The 18,093-nt window shown below is 74.2% G+C and carries 12 protein-coding genes; 8 read left to right on the forward strand and 4 right to left on the reverse strand.

All coding sequences use genetic code 11. The features are described from left to right. Positions 1–349 precede the first annotated feature (349 nt). A complete protein-coding gene (locus V6D49_RS24970; RefSeq protein ID WP_340563170.1) occupies positions 350–967 on the reverse strand; it encodes a uridine kinase family protein in 618 nt (205 codons plus the stop codon). 157 nt (positions 968–1,124) lie between these two features. On the opposite strand from V6D49_RS24970, the gene V6D49_RS24975 reads away from it, so the two are divergent. The 3 genes from V6D49_RS24975 to qcrB all read left to right on the forward strand — a co-directional run bounded on the left by V6D49_RS24975 (position 1,125) and on the right by qcrB (position 5,397). Further along, positions 1,125–2,498 carry a peptidase C39 family protein gene (locus V6D49_RS24975; protein ID WP_340563172.1) on the forward strand — a complete coding sequence of 458 codons (1,374 nt, stop codon included), beginning with the start codon at positions 1,125–1,127 and terminating at the stop codon, positions 2,496–2,498. 114 nt (positions 2,499–2,612) lie between these two features. Next, positions 2,613–3,677 carry an SDR family oxidoreductase gene (locus V6D49_RS24980; protein WP_340563175.1) on the forward strand — a complete coding sequence of 355 codons (1,065 nt, stop codon included), beginning with the start codon at positions 2,613–2,615 and terminating at the stop codon, positions 3,675–3,677. Between the two features lie 61 nt (positions 3,678–3,738). After that, entirely contained in the window at positions 3,739–5,397 is a 1,659-nt protein-coding gene (gene qcrB / locus V6D49_RS24985; protein ID WP_340563177.1) for a cytochrome bc1 complex cytochrome b subunit, read from the forward strand. Positions 5,398–5,420: 23 nt separating this feature from the next. On the opposite strand, the gene ctaF is transcribed toward qcrB, so the two are convergent. Further along, positions 5,421–5,807, reverse strand: coding sequence for an aa3-type cytochrome oxidase subunit IV (gene ctaF, locus V6D49_RS24990; RefSeq protein WP_340563180.1), 387 nt, complete (start codon positions 5,805–5,807; stop codon positions 5,421–5,423). Next, positions 5,804–7,510 carry an aa3-type cytochrome oxidase subunit I gene (gene ctaD / locus V6D49_RS24995; RefSeq protein ID WP_340563182.1) on the reverse strand — a complete coding sequence of 569 codons (1,707 nt, stop codon included), beginning with the start codon at positions 7,508–7,510 and terminating at the stop codon, positions 5,804–5,806. Before ctaD ends, ctaF begins: the two co-directional genes overlap by 4 nt. A gap of 277 nt (positions 7,511–7,787) precedes the next feature. On the opposite strand from ctaD, the gene V6D49_RS25000 reads away from it, so the two are divergent. Genes V6D49_RS25000 through V6D49_RS25010 form a run of 3 tightly spaced genes read left to right on the forward strand, consistent with a single transcriptional unit; the run spans position 7,788 to position 14,461 of the window. Next, positions 7,788–9,590: a thiamine pyrophosphate-requiring protein gene (locus V6D49_RS25000; protein ID WP_340563185.1), complete on the forward strand. Its 1,803-nt coding sequence runs from the start codon at positions 7,788–7,790 to the stop codon at positions 9,588–9,590. Continuing rightward, entirely contained in the window at positions 9,583–11,370 is a 1,788-nt protein-coding gene (locus V6D49_RS25005; protein ID WP_340563187.1) for a glycoside hydrolase family 15 protein, read from the forward strand. The genes V6D49_RS25000 and V6D49_RS25005 overlap by 8 nt, the downstream gene beginning before the upstream one ends. Positions 11,371–11,407: 37 nt before the next feature. Continuing rightward, positions 11,408–14,461 (forward strand): FAD-binding and (Fe-S)-binding domain-containing protein, encoded by a 3,054-nt coding sequence (locus V6D49_RS25010; protein ID WP_340563192.1) that lies wholly within the window; start codon positions 11,408–11,410, stop codon positions 14,459–14,461. A 50-nt stretch (positions 14,462–14,511) separates the two neighbouring features. On the opposite strand, the gene V6D49_RS25015 is transcribed toward V6D49_RS25010, so the two are convergent. Then, entirely contained in the window at positions 14,512–15,564 is a 1,053-nt protein-coding gene (locus tag V6D49_RS25015; protein WP_340563195.1) for a glucose 1-dehydrogenase, read from the reverse strand. A gap of 156 nt (positions 15,565–15,720) precedes the next feature. Here V6D49_RS25015 and V6D49_RS25020 point away from each other — a divergent pair, with 156 nt between their 5' ends. Both V6D49_RS25020 and V6D49_RS25025 read left to right on the forward strand, forming a co-directional pair. Next, positions 15,721–16,626 carry a DUF4429 domain-containing protein gene (locus V6D49_RS25020; protein WP_340563198.1) on the forward strand — a complete coding sequence of 302 codons (906 nt, stop codon included), beginning with the start codon at positions 15,721–15,723 and terminating at the stop codon, positions 16,624–16,626. A gap of 254 nt (positions 16,627–16,880) precedes the next feature. After that, complete coding sequence (locus V6D49_RS25025; RefSeq protein WP_340563200.1) at positions 16,881–18,053, forward strand: acyl-CoA dehydrogenase family protein; 1,173 nt, start codon at positions 16,881–16,883, stop codon at positions 18,051–18,053. Positions 18,054–18,093 lie beyond the last annotated feature (40 nt).

Genomic DNA, 18,093 nt, shown 5'->3' on the forward strand with positions numbered 1-18,093 from the left:
TGTGCGCGCGACCGGCAGCCGTACCGCAGGTGCTGACTCAGGGTGGTCACGGCGGGCGGTCGGCGACCGGCCCGGACGCGCCGTGGGCCCGGCAGGACGAAGCCCCCGGTCACGGGGGAACAACCGAGGGCTCCGCGCTTGCGGACGATCCGAACGGACCGTGTACCGCGAACGTAATCCGTTACCGCACCGCAGGTCAAGGCATATGCCCGGTGCATAAATCCCAGGGTTCCCCGCCCGCGCCCGGCCTGGTCGCGCCGCGCACGCCGCCGGTGGCCGAGCCCGTCCCACGGTCGCCCCCGGGCTCGCCGGGCCCCGGCCGGACCGGCCGCACACCGGACCCGCGCGACTACTCCGGGTGACGCTCGTCGTGGAGCCGACGTGCCTGCGGCCCCGGCAGCACCGCGTACCCGCGCGGCACCTGCCGCACGAGCAGATCCGCGTACGGACGGGTCGGGTCGGCGGCGAAGTGCGCCTGCTCCGCCGCCGTCCAGGCGTCCCAGAACGCCGCCAGCGCGGGCCCGTCGCGGCGCCGCCCCCGCTCCCAGGCGACCTCGCGGTCCACGTCGAGCCACAGCACCGCCGCCAGCGCGGGCCGCACCGCCCGCCGGCCGGCGCCCACCCCCTCCAGCAGCACCACGGGCGCGGGCGGCAGGACGAGCGGCCGGCCAAAGGCGCGCCGCTCCCAGTCGTAGGCCGCCGGCCGGGCCGTGGCGCCGCGCGCGAGGGGGGTGAGGACCTCGTCGGCGAGCCGCGCCGTCCAGCCGAAGAACGAGGCGTGCGAGGCCAGGTCGTCCAGGTGCAGGACCGGCGCGTCGCCCAGCGCCGCCGCCAGGATCCGGGCCAGCGTGCTCTTGCCCGAGCCCGCGTGCCCGTCGACGGCCACCAGGCGCACCGCTCCACAGGAGGCCGGGAGCGTCCGCAGCCGCGCCGCGAGGGCGTCCGGGGCGGGGGAGGGGGGCGTCACCCGGCCAGCCTACGGCCCGCTCGACCGTCAGTGGTCCAGGCCCATGACGGCCGGCGCCCACCGGGCGCGGCCTCTGGCCCGGCGCCCCGGTCCCGGCGATAGTTGACGCAGCCGCCACCGTGGCGACCGACTCCGAGCGACTTGGGGGACCACCCGCATGAGCCGACCCGTCCCGACCCGTCGAGCCCTCCTGGCGGCCTCCGTGGCCGTCGCCGCCACCGCGGCGGCGAGCACGGTGCCGGCCGCCGCCGCACCCGCGCGGCCCCCGGCCGGCGGGGGCGGACGGACCGCGTCCACCGTCGCCCACCGGGCGTGGAGCGGTGTCCGCGACTGGCGGCAGGGCTCGTCCGACGGCCTCCGGGTGCACGCGGGACGGCGCCCCGGTCTCCGCGTCGCCGCCCCCGCCGGCACGCTGACCTACCGCGACCCGCACGGCGGTACCGCGCGCGAGCGGTGGGAGTACGGCACGTGGCTCTCCCCGGTCCAGCGCCTGCACCACCCCGCCGGTGAGCTCATCGCCTCCTGGAACGCCCAGACCCCCGCGGGTACCTGGCTGCGGGTCGAGGCCCGCGGGACCTACTCCGACGGCACCTCCTCGCCCTGGTACACGCTCGGCGTCTGGACCTCCGGTGACGGCGACGACGTGCCCCGCCGCACGTCGGTGAGCGGCCAGGGCGACGGACGCAGCACGGTGTGGACCGACACCCTCGCCGTCACCGAGGACGGCCTGAAGCTCACCGCCTTCCAGCTCCGCGCCACCCTGCTGCGCGCCCCGGGCAGCCGGGAGACGCCGACGCTGTGGCGGCTGGGCGCCATGACCTCCGACGTGCCCGACCGGTTCGAGGTGCCCGCCACCGAGCCCGGCGAGGCGGCCGGCGTCGAGCTGGACGCGCCCCGCTACTCGCAGAACATCCACATCGGCCGCTACCCCGAGTACGACAACGGCGGGGAGGCCTGGTGCAGCCCGACGTCCTCCCAGATGATCATCGAGTCCTGGGGCCGGGTGCCGGACCCCGCCGACTACGGCTGGGTCGACCCCGCCTACGACGACCCCCAGGTGTGCCACGCGGCCCGAGGCAGCTACGACTACCAGTACGAAGGCTGCGGGAACTGGCCCTTCAACGCGGCCTACGCCGCCACCTACGACGACCTCCAGGCCGTCGTCACCCGGCTGGACTCCCTCCACGACGCCGAACGGCTCGTCCGGGCCGGCATCCCGCTGATCACCTCGCAGTCCTTCCGGGAGGAGGAGCTGCCCGGCGCCGGGTACGGCACCGCCGGTCACCTGATGACCGTGATCGGCTTCACCCGGGACGGCGACGTCATCGCGAACGACCCCAACGCCGACAGCAACGCCGAGGTCCGCCGCGTCTACCCGCGGCGCGCCTTCGAGAACATCTGGCTGCGCACGAAGCGCCGCGACGCCGACGGCAAGGTCAAGGGCGGCACCGGAGGCGTGTGCTACCTCTACTTCCCCACCCGCCTCACACCCCGCCAGCGCCACGTCCTGCGCTCCCTCGGCGTGGCCTGAACGCTCACCCGTCCGCCCTCCCTCGTCCGGCGTCCCTCGGCCCCGGGCGTGTGACCGTCGGCGCAGCGGGTACCTGGGCCACCGGCCGGGACGCGTCGGGAAGGGAGGCCGGGTGTGCGTGGCGAACAGCGGGTCGTGGTGGTGACGGGCGCGAGCGCCGGGGTCGGCCGGGCGTCGGCGCGGGCCTTCGGTGAGCGCGGAGCGAAGGTCGCGCTGCTGGCCCGGGGCACGCGCGGGCTCCAGGGGGCCGCCCGGGAGGTCGAGGCGGCCGGCGGGACGGCGCTGCCCCTCCCGGTGGACGTCGCCGACCACGCGGCGCTGGCCGAAGCGGCCCGGCGCGTGGAGGCCGAGCTGGGCCCCATCGACGTCTGGGTGAACTGCGCCTTCAGCGGCGTCTTCGCACCGGTGGTGGAGGTCCGCCCGGAGGAGTTCAAACGGGTGATGGAAGTGACGTACCTGGGGTACGTCCACGGCACCCTGGTGGCCCTCAGCCACATGCGGCCCCGGGGCAGGGGCGCGATCGTGCAGGTCGGCTCGGCGCTGGCCTTCCGCGGCATCCCGCTCCAGGCGGCCTACTGCGCGGCCAAGCACGCCGTGCAGGGCTTCACCGAGTCGCTCAGGTGCGAACTGCTCCACGAGCGCAGCTCCGTCCGCGTCACCATGGTGCAGCTGCCGGCGGTCAACACGCCGCAGTTCGACTGGGTGCTGTCGCGGCTGCCGCGCCGGCCACAGCCAGTGCCTCCCCTCTACGAGCCGGAGACGGTCGCGCGGACGGTCGTGCACGCCGCGGCGCACCCCCGGCGCCGTGCGTACTGGGTCGGCGGCTCCACCGTCGGCACCCTCCTCGCCAACCGGCTCGCTCCGGGCCTGCTCGACCGCTACCTCGCGCGCACCGGCTACGACTCCCAGCAGACCGACGAACCAGCGGACCCGGACGCCCCGGCCAACCTGTGGGAGCCCGCCGACGGGCCCGGGGGGCGCGACTTCGGCACCCGGGGACGGTTCACCGGCTCCGCGCACCGGCGCAGCCCGCAGGCCGGTCTCTCCCGGCACCACGGCCGTACGGCGGTGGCGGCGCTGGCCGCGACGGCCGTCACGGCCTCCCTGGTCCACCGGCTGACCTGCCGTCACGTGCGGCGGGGGGACATCGTCGCGGCAGCGGGGCGACACGGCGTTTGACCGGCGCGGGGCGGGAAACCGGGGAAGCCACTGTCCGCGCCGATGAGGAGTGCGAGCGCCCGTGTTGCCGTCCCGCAGGAAGGCTCGCGTCCAGGACGCGACCAGACAGGCGGCGCTCCGTACCTTCGACTCGCTCGACGCGCGGCTGCCCGTCGCCCGGGGCGGCAAGGAGATCCTGCGCAAGGCCTTCCCGGGCCACTGGTCGTTCCTGCTCGGGGAGCTGGCGCTCTACAGCTTCGTCGTGCTCCTGCTCACCGGCGTCTTCCTCACCCTCTTCTTCGACCCCAGCATGGGCGAGGTCGTCTACGGCGGTTCCTACGAGCCGCTGCGCGGCGTGCGGATGTCGGCGGCGTACGCCTCGACGCTGGACATCAGCTTCGACGTGCGCGGCGGCCTGCTGATCCGGCAGATCCACCACTGGGCGGCGCTGCTGTTCACGGCGGCGATCGCCCTGCACCTGCTGCGGGTCTTCTTCACCGGCGCCTTCCGCCGCCCCCGGGAGTTCAACTGGGTCGTGGGCGTCACGCTGTTCCTGCTGGCCCTCGGCGAGGGCTTCTGCGGCTACTCCCTGCCCGACGACCTGCTCTCCGGGACGGGCCTGCGGATCGCACAGGGCATCATGCTCTCCATCCCGGTCGTGGGCACCTACCTCAGCTTCCTCGTCTTCGGCGGCGAGTACCCGGGCGACATCATCATTCCGCGCCTGTACGTGACGCACATCCTGCTCGTGCCCGGCCTGCTGCTGGCGCTGATCACCGTGCACCTCGTGCTCGTCTTCTATCTGAAGCACACCCAGTGGGCGGCCAAGGGGCACACCAACCGCAACGTCGTGGGCGACGCGATGGTCCCGCTGTTCGTCGCCAAGTCCGGCGGGCTGTTCTTCTGCGTCTTCGGCGTCCTGGCGGTCCTCGGTGCCGTCGCGCAGATCAACCCGATCTGGGCGTACGGCCCCTACCGCACCGAGCAGGTCTCCACCTTCTCTCAGCCCGACTGGTACATCGGCTTCCTGGAGGGCTCCCTGCGGCTCATGCCCGGCTGGGAGATCAGTCTGTGGGGCCACACGCTGATGCTGAACGTGCTGGTCCCGGCCGTGCTGCTGCCCGCCGCGCTCTTCGCGGTCCTCTACCTCTACCCGTTCTTCGAACGCTGGGTCACCGGCGACCGGGGTGAGCACCACCTGTGCGACCGGCCGCGCGACCGGCCCACCCGTACCGGGCTCGGTGTCGCCGGGGTCACCTTCTACGGGGTGCTGCTGCTGGCGGGTGGCCAGGACCTGATCGCCTACCTCTTCCACCTGTCGGTGAACGGGCTGGTGTGGTTCTTCCGAGCGGCCGTGTTCGCCGCCCCCCTGCTGGCGTTCCTCCTCACCCGGCGCGTGTGCCTGGCGCTCCAGGAGCGGGACCGGGACCGGCTGCTGGAGGGCGACGAGAGCGGGCACGTCGGCCAGTCCGTCGCCGGCGGGTTCGGGGACCGGCACCGGCCGCTGCCGGCCGAGAAGCGCTACCCGCTGCTGGTCCGGGACGTACCCCGCCCGGTGGACGGGGGCCCGCCCGCCGCCGAGGGGGCCGGGGGACGCCCGCCACGCCGGGAGCGGCTGCGCGGGGCGCTGAACCGCTGGTACTACGGCAGGCGGGTCGAGATGCCGACGACCCCCGAGGAGCGGCGCGAGATCGCCGTGCGCACCGCGCCCCCCGGCCGCACGGGTCGGGACGGCGGCTGAGCGGCCCGGAAGCGGCCGGCGCGTCAGTCCGGGTCGGCGTACTGGAGGACGAAGGCGAAGACCCCGCCGGTGAGCACCGCGAAGCCGATCAGGAGGAGCCACAACCCGAAGACGACGCCGAGGCCGAGCAGGGCCATGCCGGCCGCCGTCACCACCGGGGCGCCGCTGTGCGGCGGGAAGAAGTCCAGCGGCCCGGCCCGCTCCATGATCTCCCCCTCGCGACGGTCCTCGGGCCGCCGCCCACGGCGCCGGTACTGCGTCCACAGGAAGAAGGCGACGAGCCCCGCCATCAGACAGCACACCACCAGGACGGCGCCGCCCGCCGGGTCGTCCCCGTACCGCAGGTACACCGGCGCGACGACCGCGAAGAAGCCCGCGACGCCCGCGAAGTACAGGGCCTCCGCTCTCATGACCGCCTCAGCTCCTCTTTCCACCGCTGTTCGTAGGCGACGATCTCCGGATGGTTGACGCTGAACGCCGGGTCGTTGGACCGCACGCGGGGCAGCGTCACGAAGTTGTGGCGGGGCGGCGGGCACGAGGTCGCCCACTCCAGTGACCTGCCGTAGCCCCAGGGGTCGTTCCCGGTGACCCGGGGGGCGTGCTGGGTGGTCCACCACACGTTGTAGAGGAACACCATTGTGGAGACGCCCAGCAGGAAGGCCCCGGCGGTGGAGACGACGTTCAGCACGGTGAACCCGTCCGCCTCCAGGTAGTCCACGACCCGGCGCGGCATGCCGCTCTCGCCCAGCCAGTGCTGCACGAGGAAAGTGATCTGGAAGGCGACCAGCGTCGACCAGAAGTGGACCCTGCCCAGACCCTCGTGGAGCATCCGCCCGGTGAACTTCGGCCACCAGAAGTAGAAGCCGCCGAACATCGCGAAGACGACGGTGCCGAAGAGCACGTAGTGCAGGTGGGCGACGACGAAGTAGCTGTCCGTCAGGTGGAAGTCCAGCGGCGGGGACGCCACCAGGACGCCGGTGAGCCCGCCGAGCAGGAACGTCACCAGGAACCCCAGCGCCCACAGCATCGGTGTCTCGAAGCTCAGCGAACCGCGCCACATCGTGCCGATCCAGTTGAAGAACTTCACCCCGGTGGGCACCGCGATGAGGAAGGACGTCAGCGAGAAGAACGGCAGCAGCACCGCGCCGGTCGCGAACATGTGGTGCGCCCACACCACCGCCGACAGCATGGTGATCGCGATCGTCGCACCGATCAGACCCAGGTAGCCGAAGACGGGTTTGCGGCTGAAGACCGGGATGATCTCGGTGACGATGCCGAAGAAGGGCAGCGCCACGATGTAGACCTCGGGATGGCCGAAGAACCAGAACAGGTGCTGCCACAGGATCGCGCCGCCGTTCGCGGGGTCGAAGATGTGGGAGCCGAAGGTGCGGTCCGAGGCCAGCGCCAGCAGGGCCGCTGTCAGGACGGGGAAGGCCAGCAGGGCGAGGATCGAGGTGAACAGCACGTTCCAGGTGAACAGCGGCATCCGGAACATCGTCATCCCCGGCGCCCGCAGACAGATGACCGTCGTGATGAAGTTGACCGAGCCCAGGATCGTGCTCGTGCCGGCCACGACGAGCCCCATCGTCCACAGGTCCGCCCCGACGCCCGGCGAGTACGCCTGGCTGTTCAGCGGCGCGTAGGCGAACCAGCCGAACGAGGCCGCCCCGCCGGGCGTCAGGAAGCCCGCCACCACCATGAGACCGCCGAAGAGGTACACCCAGTAGGTGAACGCGTTCAGCCGGGGGAAGGCGACGTCCGGCGCCCCGATCTGGAGCGGCATGATGGCGTTCGCGAAGCCGGCGAACAGCGGCGTCGCGAAGAGCAGCATCATGATCGTGCCGTGGATGGTGACGAACTGGTTGTACTGGTCCGGTGTCGTCAGCTGCAGCCCCGGAGCGGCCAGTTCGGTGCGCATGAGGAGGGCCAGCAGGCCGGCGAAGAGGAAGAAGCCGAACGAGGTCACCAGGTAGAGGTTGCCGATGACCTTGTGGTCCGTGGTCCGCAGCCACTCCGTGACCTGCCGTCCGAGCCGCCGCGGCTCCTCCCCGGGCTCCGCCGGACGGCCCTCGGGGCCCACGCCCACCGGGGCCGCGTGTTCCTGATGGGCCATCACCACACTCCTCGCGGGGTCGCACCGGTCACCGGCCGGGCCGGTCGGTGACCGACTGACCCCGCCGCCGGTGGTTAAACCCTGGTCCACGCGTGCGGCCCCACCCGCCCCGACACACCGAAGCGGTCGTCACCCCGGCGGAAACGCGTATCCGTGCCCAGCCGCCCGCAGGGCCCAGCCCCGGTGCGGCCCCGCACCCGGCGGACGGGCCGTTTACCCGTCCGCCGCCGGGTAACCCGCCCCACGCCCAGTGGAGACGAGGATTGCGGAGGACGACGTGACTCAGGTCGCCGACTACGTGCTCGAACGCCTGAAGGCGTGGGGGACGCACCGCGTGTACGGCTACCCCGGCGACGGCATCAACGGCCTCCTGGGAGCCTTCGACCGGGCGCACGGCGACCCGGAGTTCATCCAGGCCCGCCACGAGGAGATGGCCGCCTTCATGGCCTGCGGCCACGCCAAGTTCACCGGGGAGGTCGGTGTCTGCGTCGCCACCTCGGGTCCCGGAGGCGTCCACCTGCTCAACGGCCTCTATGACGCCAAGCTCGACCACCAGCCCGTCGTCGCCGTCGTCGGGCAGCAGAAGCGCTTGTGCCTGGGCTCGCACTACCAGCAGGAGATCGCGCTGGAGAACCTCTTCGCCGACGTCTCCGAGTTCTGCCAGATGGTGACGCACCCCGGGCAGGCCCGGCACGTCATCGACCGCGCCTACAAGACGGCACTCACCCGCCGGGGCGTCGCCACCATCATCATTCCGGACGACGTGCAGGAGGAGGAGGCCCAGCCGTCCCCGCCCAAGGCGCACGGCTCCGTCTTCTCCAGTGTCGGATGGAGCCGGCCGCGCATGCTGCCCGACGAGCGGGAGCTGCGCAAGGCCGCCGGCGTCCTCAACGAGGGCGAGCGCGTCGCCATCCTCATCGGGCAGGGCGCCGCCGAGGCCGAGGCCGAGGTCAAGGAGGTCGCCGAGCTGCTCGGCGCCGGCGTCGCCAAGGCCCTCCTCGGCCGCGAGGTGCTGCCCGACTCCCTGCCCTACGTCACCGGCCCCATCGGCCTGCTGGGCAGCAGGGCCAGCGACGAGATGATCCAGCACTGCGACACGCTGTTCATGATCGGCACGAGCTTCCCGTACTCCGAGTGGCTCCCCGACGAGGGACAGGCCCGGGGCGTGGAGATCGACATCGACGGGTGCATGATCGGGATGCGCTACCCGATGGACGCCCACCTCGTCGGCGACTCCAAGGAGACGCTGCGCGCCCTCATCCCGATGCTCCGCCGCAAGGAGGACCGGAGCTGGCGCAAGCAGATCGAGAAGGACGTCAAGGACTGGCACCGCGTCTGCGAACGCCGCGCGGACCAGCACTTCGACGGCACCATCAACCCGCAGGCGGTGGCGAGCGAACTCTCGCCCCGGCTGCCCGACCACGCCATCGTGACGGCCGACTCCGGCTCCGGCACGAACTGGTGGGCCCGCCACCTCCTGCTGCGCGAGGGGATGCGGGCGTCCCTGTCCGGCACGCTCGCCACCATGGGCCCGGCCGTGCCCTACGCCATCGCCGCCCGCTTCGCCTACCCCGACCGCCCGGTGGTGGCCTTCATCGGGGACGGCGCGTTCCAGATGAACGGCATGAACGAGATGATCACCGTCAAGCGGTACCTGGACCGCCTGTCGGGCAGCCGGCCGCTGGTCTTCTGCGTCCTCAACAACCAGGACCTCAACCAGGTCACCTGGGAGCAGCGGGCCATGGGCGGTGACCCGAAGTACCCCGGCTCGCAGGACATCCCCGACGTGCCCTACGCCGCGTACGCCGAGCTCCTCGGGCTGAAGGGCATCCGCTGCGAGTCGCCGAGGAAGGTCGGCGCCGCCTGGGACGAGGCGCTGGCCAGCGACGTGCCCGTCGTCCTGGAGTTCAAGGTCGACGCCGAGATCGCCCCGATCCCGCCCCACATCATGCTCGACCAGGGAAAGAAGGCCGCGAAGGCCATGGTCCACGATCCCGACCGCACCGGGATCGCGGCCCGGGGGGTGCGCCAGAAGCTCACCGAGTTCGCCGGCCGGCTCCCCGGTCGCGACCATGGCTGACCCACCCTTCGCCGACCAGCCGAGGGACGCCGAGGGCACCGCCCTGCGGGGCACCCACGTGCCCTGGACGCTGCGGAGCTACGCGCTGCTCGCCGACGGCGAACGGGGTGCCCTCATCGACCCGCACGGCGCCGTGGTGTGGATGTGCGTACCGCACTGGCACGACGCCGCGGCCTTCTCCGCCCTGATCGGGGGCAGCGGCGACTTCACCGTCCGGCCCGACGACCCGTGGCACGTGTGGGGCGGCTCCTACGAGGACGGCAGCCTCATCCGGGTCAGCCGGTGGACCCTGACCGACTCCCAGACCGAGTGCCGGGAGGCCCTCGCCCTGCCCGGCGAGGCGGACCGGGCGGTCCTCCTGCGCCGGGTCCGCGCCGTGCGGGGCGCGGCACGGGTGCAGGTCCGACTCGCCGTACGCGCCGGCTTCGGGACGCGGCCGATGACGGACCTGCGGCTCCGGGACGGCGTCTGGCACGCCCGCAGCGGGCCCCTGCACGTCCGGCTGCACGGCCTCGCCCACGCGACCGTCGGGCGCGACGGCGCGCTCACCGCGCCCGTCGCCGTCCCGGCGGGCGGTGGGCACGACCTCGTCCTGGAGCTCTCCACCCGCTGCCGGGACGATCCGCTCGACCCCGGGCGGCTGTGGGAGCGGACGGAACGCGCGTGGGCGGAGGCCGTCCCGGACTGCCGGGAGCTGCCCGCCGCCGCCGACGTCCGCCAGGCGTACGCCGTCCTGACCGGCATGACCAGCCACCGCGGCGGAATGGTCGCCGCCGCCACCACCTCGCTGCCCGAGCGGGTCGCCATGGGCCGGGACTACGACTACCGCTACGCGTGGCTGCGCGACCAGGCCTACGCGGGCACGGCCGTCGCCCGGCACGGTCCGCACCGGCTCGTCGACGACGCCGTGCGGTTCGTGGCGCGCCGCCTGCACGAGGACGGCCCCCGCCTGCGCCCGGCCTACCGGGTCGACGGCGGCCCGCTCCCCGGGGAGAGCACCCTGCCGCTGCCCGGGTACCCCGGCGGGAGCGACCGGATCGGCAACCGGGCGGGCGAGCAGTTCCAGCTCGACGTGTTCGGTGAGGCGCTGTCGCTGTTCGCCGCCGCCGCTCGCCTCGACCGGCTCGACGACGACGCCCGCCGCGCCGCGGACATCGCCGCCCGTGCCGTCGAGGAGACCTGGCGGCGTCCCGACGCCGGGCTGTGGGAGATCGAGCCGGCCTGGTGGACGCACTCCCGGCTGTCCGCGGTCGCCGGGCTGCGGGCGGCGGCCGAGGCCCTGCCCGGAGCGTCGGCCCGGCGCTGGGAGGACCTCGCCGACGCCGTCCTGCGGGAGACCGAGCGCACCTGCAAGCACCCCACGGGCCGCTGGCAGCGTTCCCCGCGGGACGCACGCCTGGACGCCGCCCTGCTCCGGCCGCTGTCGATCGACCGCCGGCTCGCCGAGGGCCCGGCCCTGACCGCGACCCGGGAGGCCGTGGAACGGGAGCTGTCCAGCGAGGGGTACGTCTACCGCTTCCAGCACGGCGACCACCCGCTCGGCCGGGACGAGGGCGCGTTCCTGCTGTGCGGCCACTTCATGACCGCCGCCTGCCTCGCGGAGGGGCGCACCGCCGCCGCCGGACGGTGGTTCGAGCGCACCCGCAGCGCCTGTGGCTCCCCGGGCCTGTACGCCGAGGAGTACGACGTCGCCCAGCGCCAGCTGCGCGGGAACCTGCCCCAGGCGTTCGTCCACGCGCTGCTGCTGGAGAACGCCGTCCGGCTCGCCGACGCGCCCTGACCGCCGACCGCTCGCGACCTACGGAAGGAGTCCCACGGTGGCCCCCACCGACCTCCCCGAGCCGGTGATCCGCCGCGACCGCCCCGACCTCGACGTCCGGGCGCTGGAGCGCGACCTGCGCCGGGCGGTCGGCGGAGAGGTCCGCTTCGACTCCGGCACCCGCGCCACGTACGCCACCGACGCGTCCAACTACCGGCGGACACCGCTCGGCGTCGTCCTGCCGCGCACCGTCGAGGACGCCGAGGCGGCCGTCGCCGTGTGCCGCGCCCACGACGCCCCCCTCCTTTCGCGCGGCGGCGGGACGAGCCTGGCCGGTCAGTGCTGCAACGAGGGCGTGGTCATCGACTGGAGCAAGTACTGCCACCGCCTGGTGTCCGTCGACGCCGACGCCCGCAGCTGCGTCGTCGAGCCCGGCATCGTCCTGGACGACCTCAACCGGCGGCTCGCCCCGCACGGGCTCCAGTACGGCCCGCGTCCCGCCACCCACCCCAACTGCACGCTCGGCGGCATGATCGGCAACAACGCCTGCGGCGCGACGGCCCAGGCGTACGGGAAGGTCGTGGACAACGTCCGCCGCCTGGAGGTGCTCACCTACGACGGCACCCGCCTGTGGGTCGGCCCGACCGACGCGGAGGAGCTGGCCCGGCGGTGTGCCGAGCCCGGGGCCACCGGCGAGCTGTACCGGGCCCTGGCCGCCCTGCGCGACCGCTACGCGGAGGAGATCCGCGCCCGCTACCCCGACATCCCGCGCCGCGTCTCCGGGTACAACCTCGACTCCCTGCTGCCCGAGCACGGCTTCGACGTCGCCGGGCTGCTCGTCGGCTCCGAGTCCACCCTCGTCACCGTCCTGCGCGCCGAGCTGGACCTCGTCCCCGTGCCCGCCGCCTCGGCCCTGGTGGTGCTGGGCTACCCGGACGTCGCCACGGCCGCCGACCACGTGCCCGCCGTCCTGCGCCACGGGCCGCACGCCCTGGAGGGGCTGGACCACCGGCTCATCACCTTCCAGCGCGCCCAGGGCCTCAATCCCGAGGGCCTGGCGGAGCTGCCGGACGGCCGGGCCTTCCTCATGGCCGAGTTCGCCGCCGACTCCCGGGAGGAGGCCGACGCCAAGGCCCGTGCCCTGGTCGCCGACTCCCCGGGCACCGCCGCCGGCGTCCGGCTGGACGACCCGGGCCAGGCCGCCCTGCTGTGGGAGGTGCGCGAGGCGGGCCTCGGGGCCACCGCGCACGCCCCCGGGATGCCGGAGAGCCACCCCGGCTGGGAGGACTCCGCCGTGGCCCCCGAGCGCCTCGGCGCCTACCTGCGCGACCTGCTCGCGCTCTTCGAGGAGTTCGGCTACCCCCGCCCGTCGGTCTACGGCCACTTCGGGGACGGCTGCGTGCACTGCCGGATGCCCTTCGACCTCACGAGCGACGCGGGCGTCGCCCGGATGCGGGCGTTCATGGAACGGGCCGCCGACCTCGTGTGCTCCTACGACGGGTCGCTCTCGGGCGAGCACGGGGACGGGCAGGCCCGGGGTGAACTGCTCGAGCGCATGTTCGGCCCGGAGCTGGTCGAGGCGTTCGAACGGCTCAAGGCCGTCTTCGACCCCCGCGACCGCATGAACCCCGGCAAGGTCGTCGTCCCCCGCCGCCTCGACGAGGACCTGCGGCTCGGCGGCGCCTTCCGCCCCTGGGAGCCGCGCACCGCCTTCTCCTACCCGGAGGACTCCGGTTCCTTCGCCCGGGCCGCCCGGCGCTGCGTCGGCATCGGCAAGTGCCGCTCGCCGGAGGGCGGCGTGATGTGCCCCAGCTACCGGGCCACCCGGGAGGAGGAGCACTCCACCCGGGGCCGCGCCCGGCTGCTGTTCGAGATGATCGACGGCCGGAGCCCGGTGGACGACGGCTGGCGCTCCACGGAGGTGCGCGACGCCCTCGACCTGTGCCTGGCCTGCAAGGGGTGCAAGAGCGACTGCCCGGTCGACGTCGACATGGCGACCTACAAGGCGGAGTTCCTCCACCACCACTACGCCCGGCGGTTGCGGCCCGCCGCACACTACTCCCTGGGCTGGCTGCCCCTGCTGGCCCGGGCGGCGGGCCGGGCGCCCCGGCTGGTCAACACCCTCACCCACACCCCCGGTGTCGCGCACCTCGCCAAGACGGTCGCGGGCGTCGCCCCCGAGCGGCGGCTGCCGCTCTTCGCCGAGCAGCGCTTCACCGACTGGTGGCGGGCGCGCGGCGGCACCCGTGGCGGCGGCGCGCGTGGCGAGGTCGTCCTGTGGCCCGACACCTTCACCAACGCCTTCCAGCCCGCCGTCGGCCGGGCCGCCGTCGAGGTGCTGGAGGCGGCCGGCTTCCACGTCAGGGTGCCGACCCGGCCGGTGTGCTGCGGGCTGACGTGGATCTCCACCGGCCAGCTCGGCGTCGCCCGGCGGGTGCTGCGCCGCACGCTGGACACGCTGCGCGAGGACATCCGCCGGGGCACGCCCGTCGTCGGCCTCGAACCCAGCTGCACCGCCGTCTTCCGCTCCGACGCGCCGGACCTCATGCCCGGTGACCGGGACGTACGGCGGTTGAGTGAGCGGACGATGACCTTCGCCGAGCTCCTGACCGAGCGGGCCCCCGACTGGCGGCCGCCCGCCGTGCTCGGCGACGCCGTCGTGCAGCGCCACTGCCACCAGTACGCCGTCCTCGGCTTCGACGCCGACGAGGCCCTGATGCGCCGGGCGGGGCTGGACGCCGACGTCCTGGACGCCGGGTGCTGCGGCCTCGCGGGGAACTTCGGCTTCGAGCGCGGTCACTACGAGACGTCGCAGGCGTGCGCGGAGGACGCCCTGTTTCCGGCGCTGCGCTCGGCGGACGCCGGGGCACTCGTCCTGGCCGACGGCTTCAGCTGCCGGACCCAGATCGAGCAGTCCGACACCGGCCGCAGCCCGCTGCACCTCGCCGAGGTGCTGGCCGCCGGGCTGCGCCGGGAGGGCGGGCCCCGGGCCGAGCGCCCCGCGCCACCCTCGCGCGCCGCCACCCGCGCCACGCTCGCCGCGACGGCGGCCGGGACCGGCGCGGGCGCCCTCACGACGCTCGCGGCCGCCCGTCGGCTGCGCCGCCGCTGACCCCGTGCCGCCCGCCCGCTCGCCCGCCCGTCCGGCTGCCCGCCGGCCGGCTAACCGCCCAGCTCCAGCACCGTCTTGACGCCCTCCGGGTCCGGCGCGAACGCCCGCGCGAAGTCCGCCAGCGGCACCCGGCGGGTGATCACCCGGTCCAGCCACGCCACGTCGGCGGCGGCGAGCGCCTCGGCCGCCGCCGCGTAGTGACCCCGGCCCGCGTTCACCGAGCCGACCACCGCCGAGTTCTCCAGCACCAGCTCGCGGTTGAGAGCGCCGGCGTCCAGCCGCAGGGTGCGTCCCGTCGCGGAGACACCCGTCAGGCACAGGACGCCGTACGCCTCCAGGCCGCACATCGCGCCCAAGGCCACCGAGGGGGCGCCCGTCGCCTCGATGACGACGTCCGGCCGGACCGCGCGCAGCACGTCCTCGACGTCCCCGGTGTGGTAGGTCCCGCCCAGATCGCGGACGAGTTCCGGTTTGACCCCGCCCTCGATCCGGTCCAGGACGTGCACCTCCAGGCCCCGCTGCCGGCCGATCAGCGCGGCCAGGAGCCCGATGGGACCGGCGCCGGTGACGAGCACCGAACGCGGCGCGAACCAGGCCCGGCCCCCGATCCGCATCACCTGCTCCCACGCCTTGGCCACGACGGTCGTGGGCTCCAGCAGGGCCCCCACGCGCTCCAGCGACGGGTCGACCCGCACGGCGTAGTCGGCCTCGACCGTCCACAGCGTGGCCGCGTAACCGTCGATCTCCTTGATCCCGCGTTCGGTGTACCGCCCGTTGCGGCACATGTCGAACTCGCCGTGCGCGCACGCCCCGCACGGCACCGGATCGGGACGCCGCACGATCCCGGCCACCAGGTCGCCCTCGGCGAACCCGCTGCCCGGCGGCGCCTCCCGCACCCGACCCAGCGACTCGTGCCCGAGGACCAGCCGCTCCCGGCCGGGCGGGGCCCAGCCGTAGTCCCCGGCGACGATCTCCCGGTCGGTGCCGCACACCCCGAGCATCAGCCCCTCCACCAGCAGCTCCTGGTCGGCCGGGGCCGGGTCGGGCAGCGTCTCCAGGCGCAGGGAGTCCTTCTGCTGCGGGGCTACGGTCAGGGCGTGCATCGGCTCTCCTCGCGCTCGGACCTCACAGGACCGCACGGACCGGCGCGACCCGCACCGAACGGCGGCCCACGGGTTCCCGTGGACGACCGGACCTAACCCGACACCCGACCACCAGACCGGCCGGGTGATCACGCGTCACCTGCGAGAATCCTCCCCATGGCGGAGATCACCCAGAAGGACGGGACCTGGAGCTTCGACGGGGCGACGCTGCGGATCGTGCCGGGCCACTCCAAGGGCGTGCACATCCTGCGGCGGACCATCGGCGAGCTGACGGTGCCCCTGCACGCGCTGGCGGGCGTCGCCCACGAGCCCGGCCGCAGGTCGGGACGGCTGCGGCTGCGACTGCGCGGCGGCGCGGACCCGCTGCTCCAGGTCACGCGCGGCAAGCTGCCGGACGCCGCCGACCCCTACCAGCTCACCGTCGAGCCGGAGCAGACCTCCGTCGCCGAGTACCTGGTCGACGAGGTGCGGACCGCGCTGACGCTGGAGGAGGTGCCGGACACGCCGTGCGACCGCTTCCTGCTGCCCGGGCCGCCGGTGCCGCTGACGGCCACCGGCGGCGACGCCACCGTCTCCTTCGACGGCGACCTCATACGCCTGGTGTGGAACTGGAAGACGGAGGAGGGGAAGAAGGCCGGCGGGCCGCGCACGATCCACCTGGAGGACCTGCGCGGGGTGGAGTGGCAGCCGTCGGTCGGGTGGGAGAACGGCCACCTGCGCTTTCTCGCCTCCCGGTCCGGCACCGAGGCACCGCCGAAGTACGACCCCCACGCGGTCGTCCTGCACGGTTCCCGCAAGGACCCGCTGACGGCCCTGGTCGCCGCCGCCGTCACCGCGCGCCTGCACCCCGCCGCCCCGCCGCTCCCGTCCGCGCCGCTCCCGTCCGCGCCGCCGCCGGACGCGGACCCGAAGCCACCGACGGCGGGGGGACCGGCGCCCGGGGGCGAGGACCACGACGCGCTGCTGCGCCGTCTGCGCGAGCTGGGAGAGCTGCACACGTCCGGCGTCCTGACGACCGAGGAGTTCACCGCCGCCAAGCAGGCCGTGCTCCGCCGTTTCTGACCCGCGCCGCACCCCGCCCGTCGCCCCGGCAGCCGGTGGCGCCCGTCCCCACCAGCAACGATCGCCTCACGAGTGAGGCTCCGACCGTGACGGGAAGCCGCCGATCGGGCATACTCCATTGCGCCACAGCCGCTGGTCAGCCGCCTTCGAGACCCGAGGGGGCACTATCGGCCGGGCCACAACATCCCTCTGGCGGCGCCGCCACACACCCGGCGCCCGTCGCCGCAGCGCCCGACAGGGAGGAGAGCGCCGCGATGTCCGAATACGGCCCCCAGCCGGTGGAGCGTCGGCTGCCCACCGAGGAAGCCCAGGATCTGCTGAGCCTGGTGCGTGACCTGGTGCAGCGCGAGATCGAGCCGGTCGCGGCGGAGGAGGAGGAAGCCGGCCGCTTCCCCCGGGAGACGTTCGCGCTGCTGTCCCGCTCCGGTCTGCTCGGGCTGCCCTACCCGGCCGAGTACGGCGGCGGGGACCAGCCCTACGAGGTCTACCTCCAGGTCCTGGAGGAGCTGGCGGCGGCCCGCCTGACCGTCGGCCTCGGCGTCAGCGTGCACAGCCTCGCCTGCCACGCGCTGGCCTCCTTCGGCGGCAAGGAGCAGCGGGCCGAGCACCTGCCCGCGATGCTCGGGGGAGGGCTGCTGGGGGCGTACTGCCTCTCCGAGCCCTCGTCCGGTTCCGACGCCGCCTCCCTGCGCACCCGCGCCGTGCGCGACGGCGACGACTGGGTCCTCACCGGGACCAAGGCCTGGATCACCCACGGCGGCATCGCGGACTTCTACACGGTGCTCGCCCGCACCGGCGGCGAGGGCCCGCGCGGCATCACCGCGTTCCTCGTGCCGGGTGACGCCCCCGGCCTCAGCGCGGGCGCGCCCGAGCGGAAGATGGGGATGAAGGGCTCGCCCACCGCGCAGATCAACCTCGACGACGTGCGGGTGCCCGACGCCCGTCGCATCGGGGAGGAGGGGCAGGGCTTCGCCGTCGCCCTCGCGGCCCTGGACGCCGGCCGGCTCGGCATCGCGGCCTGTGCCGTCGGCCTGGCCCAGGCCGCGCTGGACCAGGCCGTCGCCTACGCCGCCGAGCGGCGGCAGTTCGGCCGACCCCTCGCCGACTTCCAGGGGCTGCGCTTCCTCATCGCCGACATGGCCACCCGGATCGAGGCCGGCCGGGCGCTGTACCTGGCCGCCGCCCGCCGGCGCGACGAGGGCCTGCCCTTCACCCGGCAGGCCGCCATGGCGAAGCTGTCCTGCACCGACACGGCCATGCAGGTGACGACGGATGCCGTGCAGGTCCTGGGCGGTTACGGCTACACGACGGACTTCCCCGTCGAGCGCTTCCTGCGGGAGGCGAAGATGCTGCAGATCGTCGAGGGCACCAACCAGATCCAGCGGGTCGTCATCGCCCGCCAGCTCCTCGGACCGGAGAGCCGCTGACGCCCGGTGGGGCGGGGCCCGACGCGAGCCCCGCCCCACG

It is taken from the genome of Streptomyces sp. GSL17-111 (assembly GCF_037911585.1).
Taxonomy (GTDB): Bacteria; Actinomycetota; Actinomycetes; order Streptomycetales; family Streptomycetaceae; genus Streptomyces.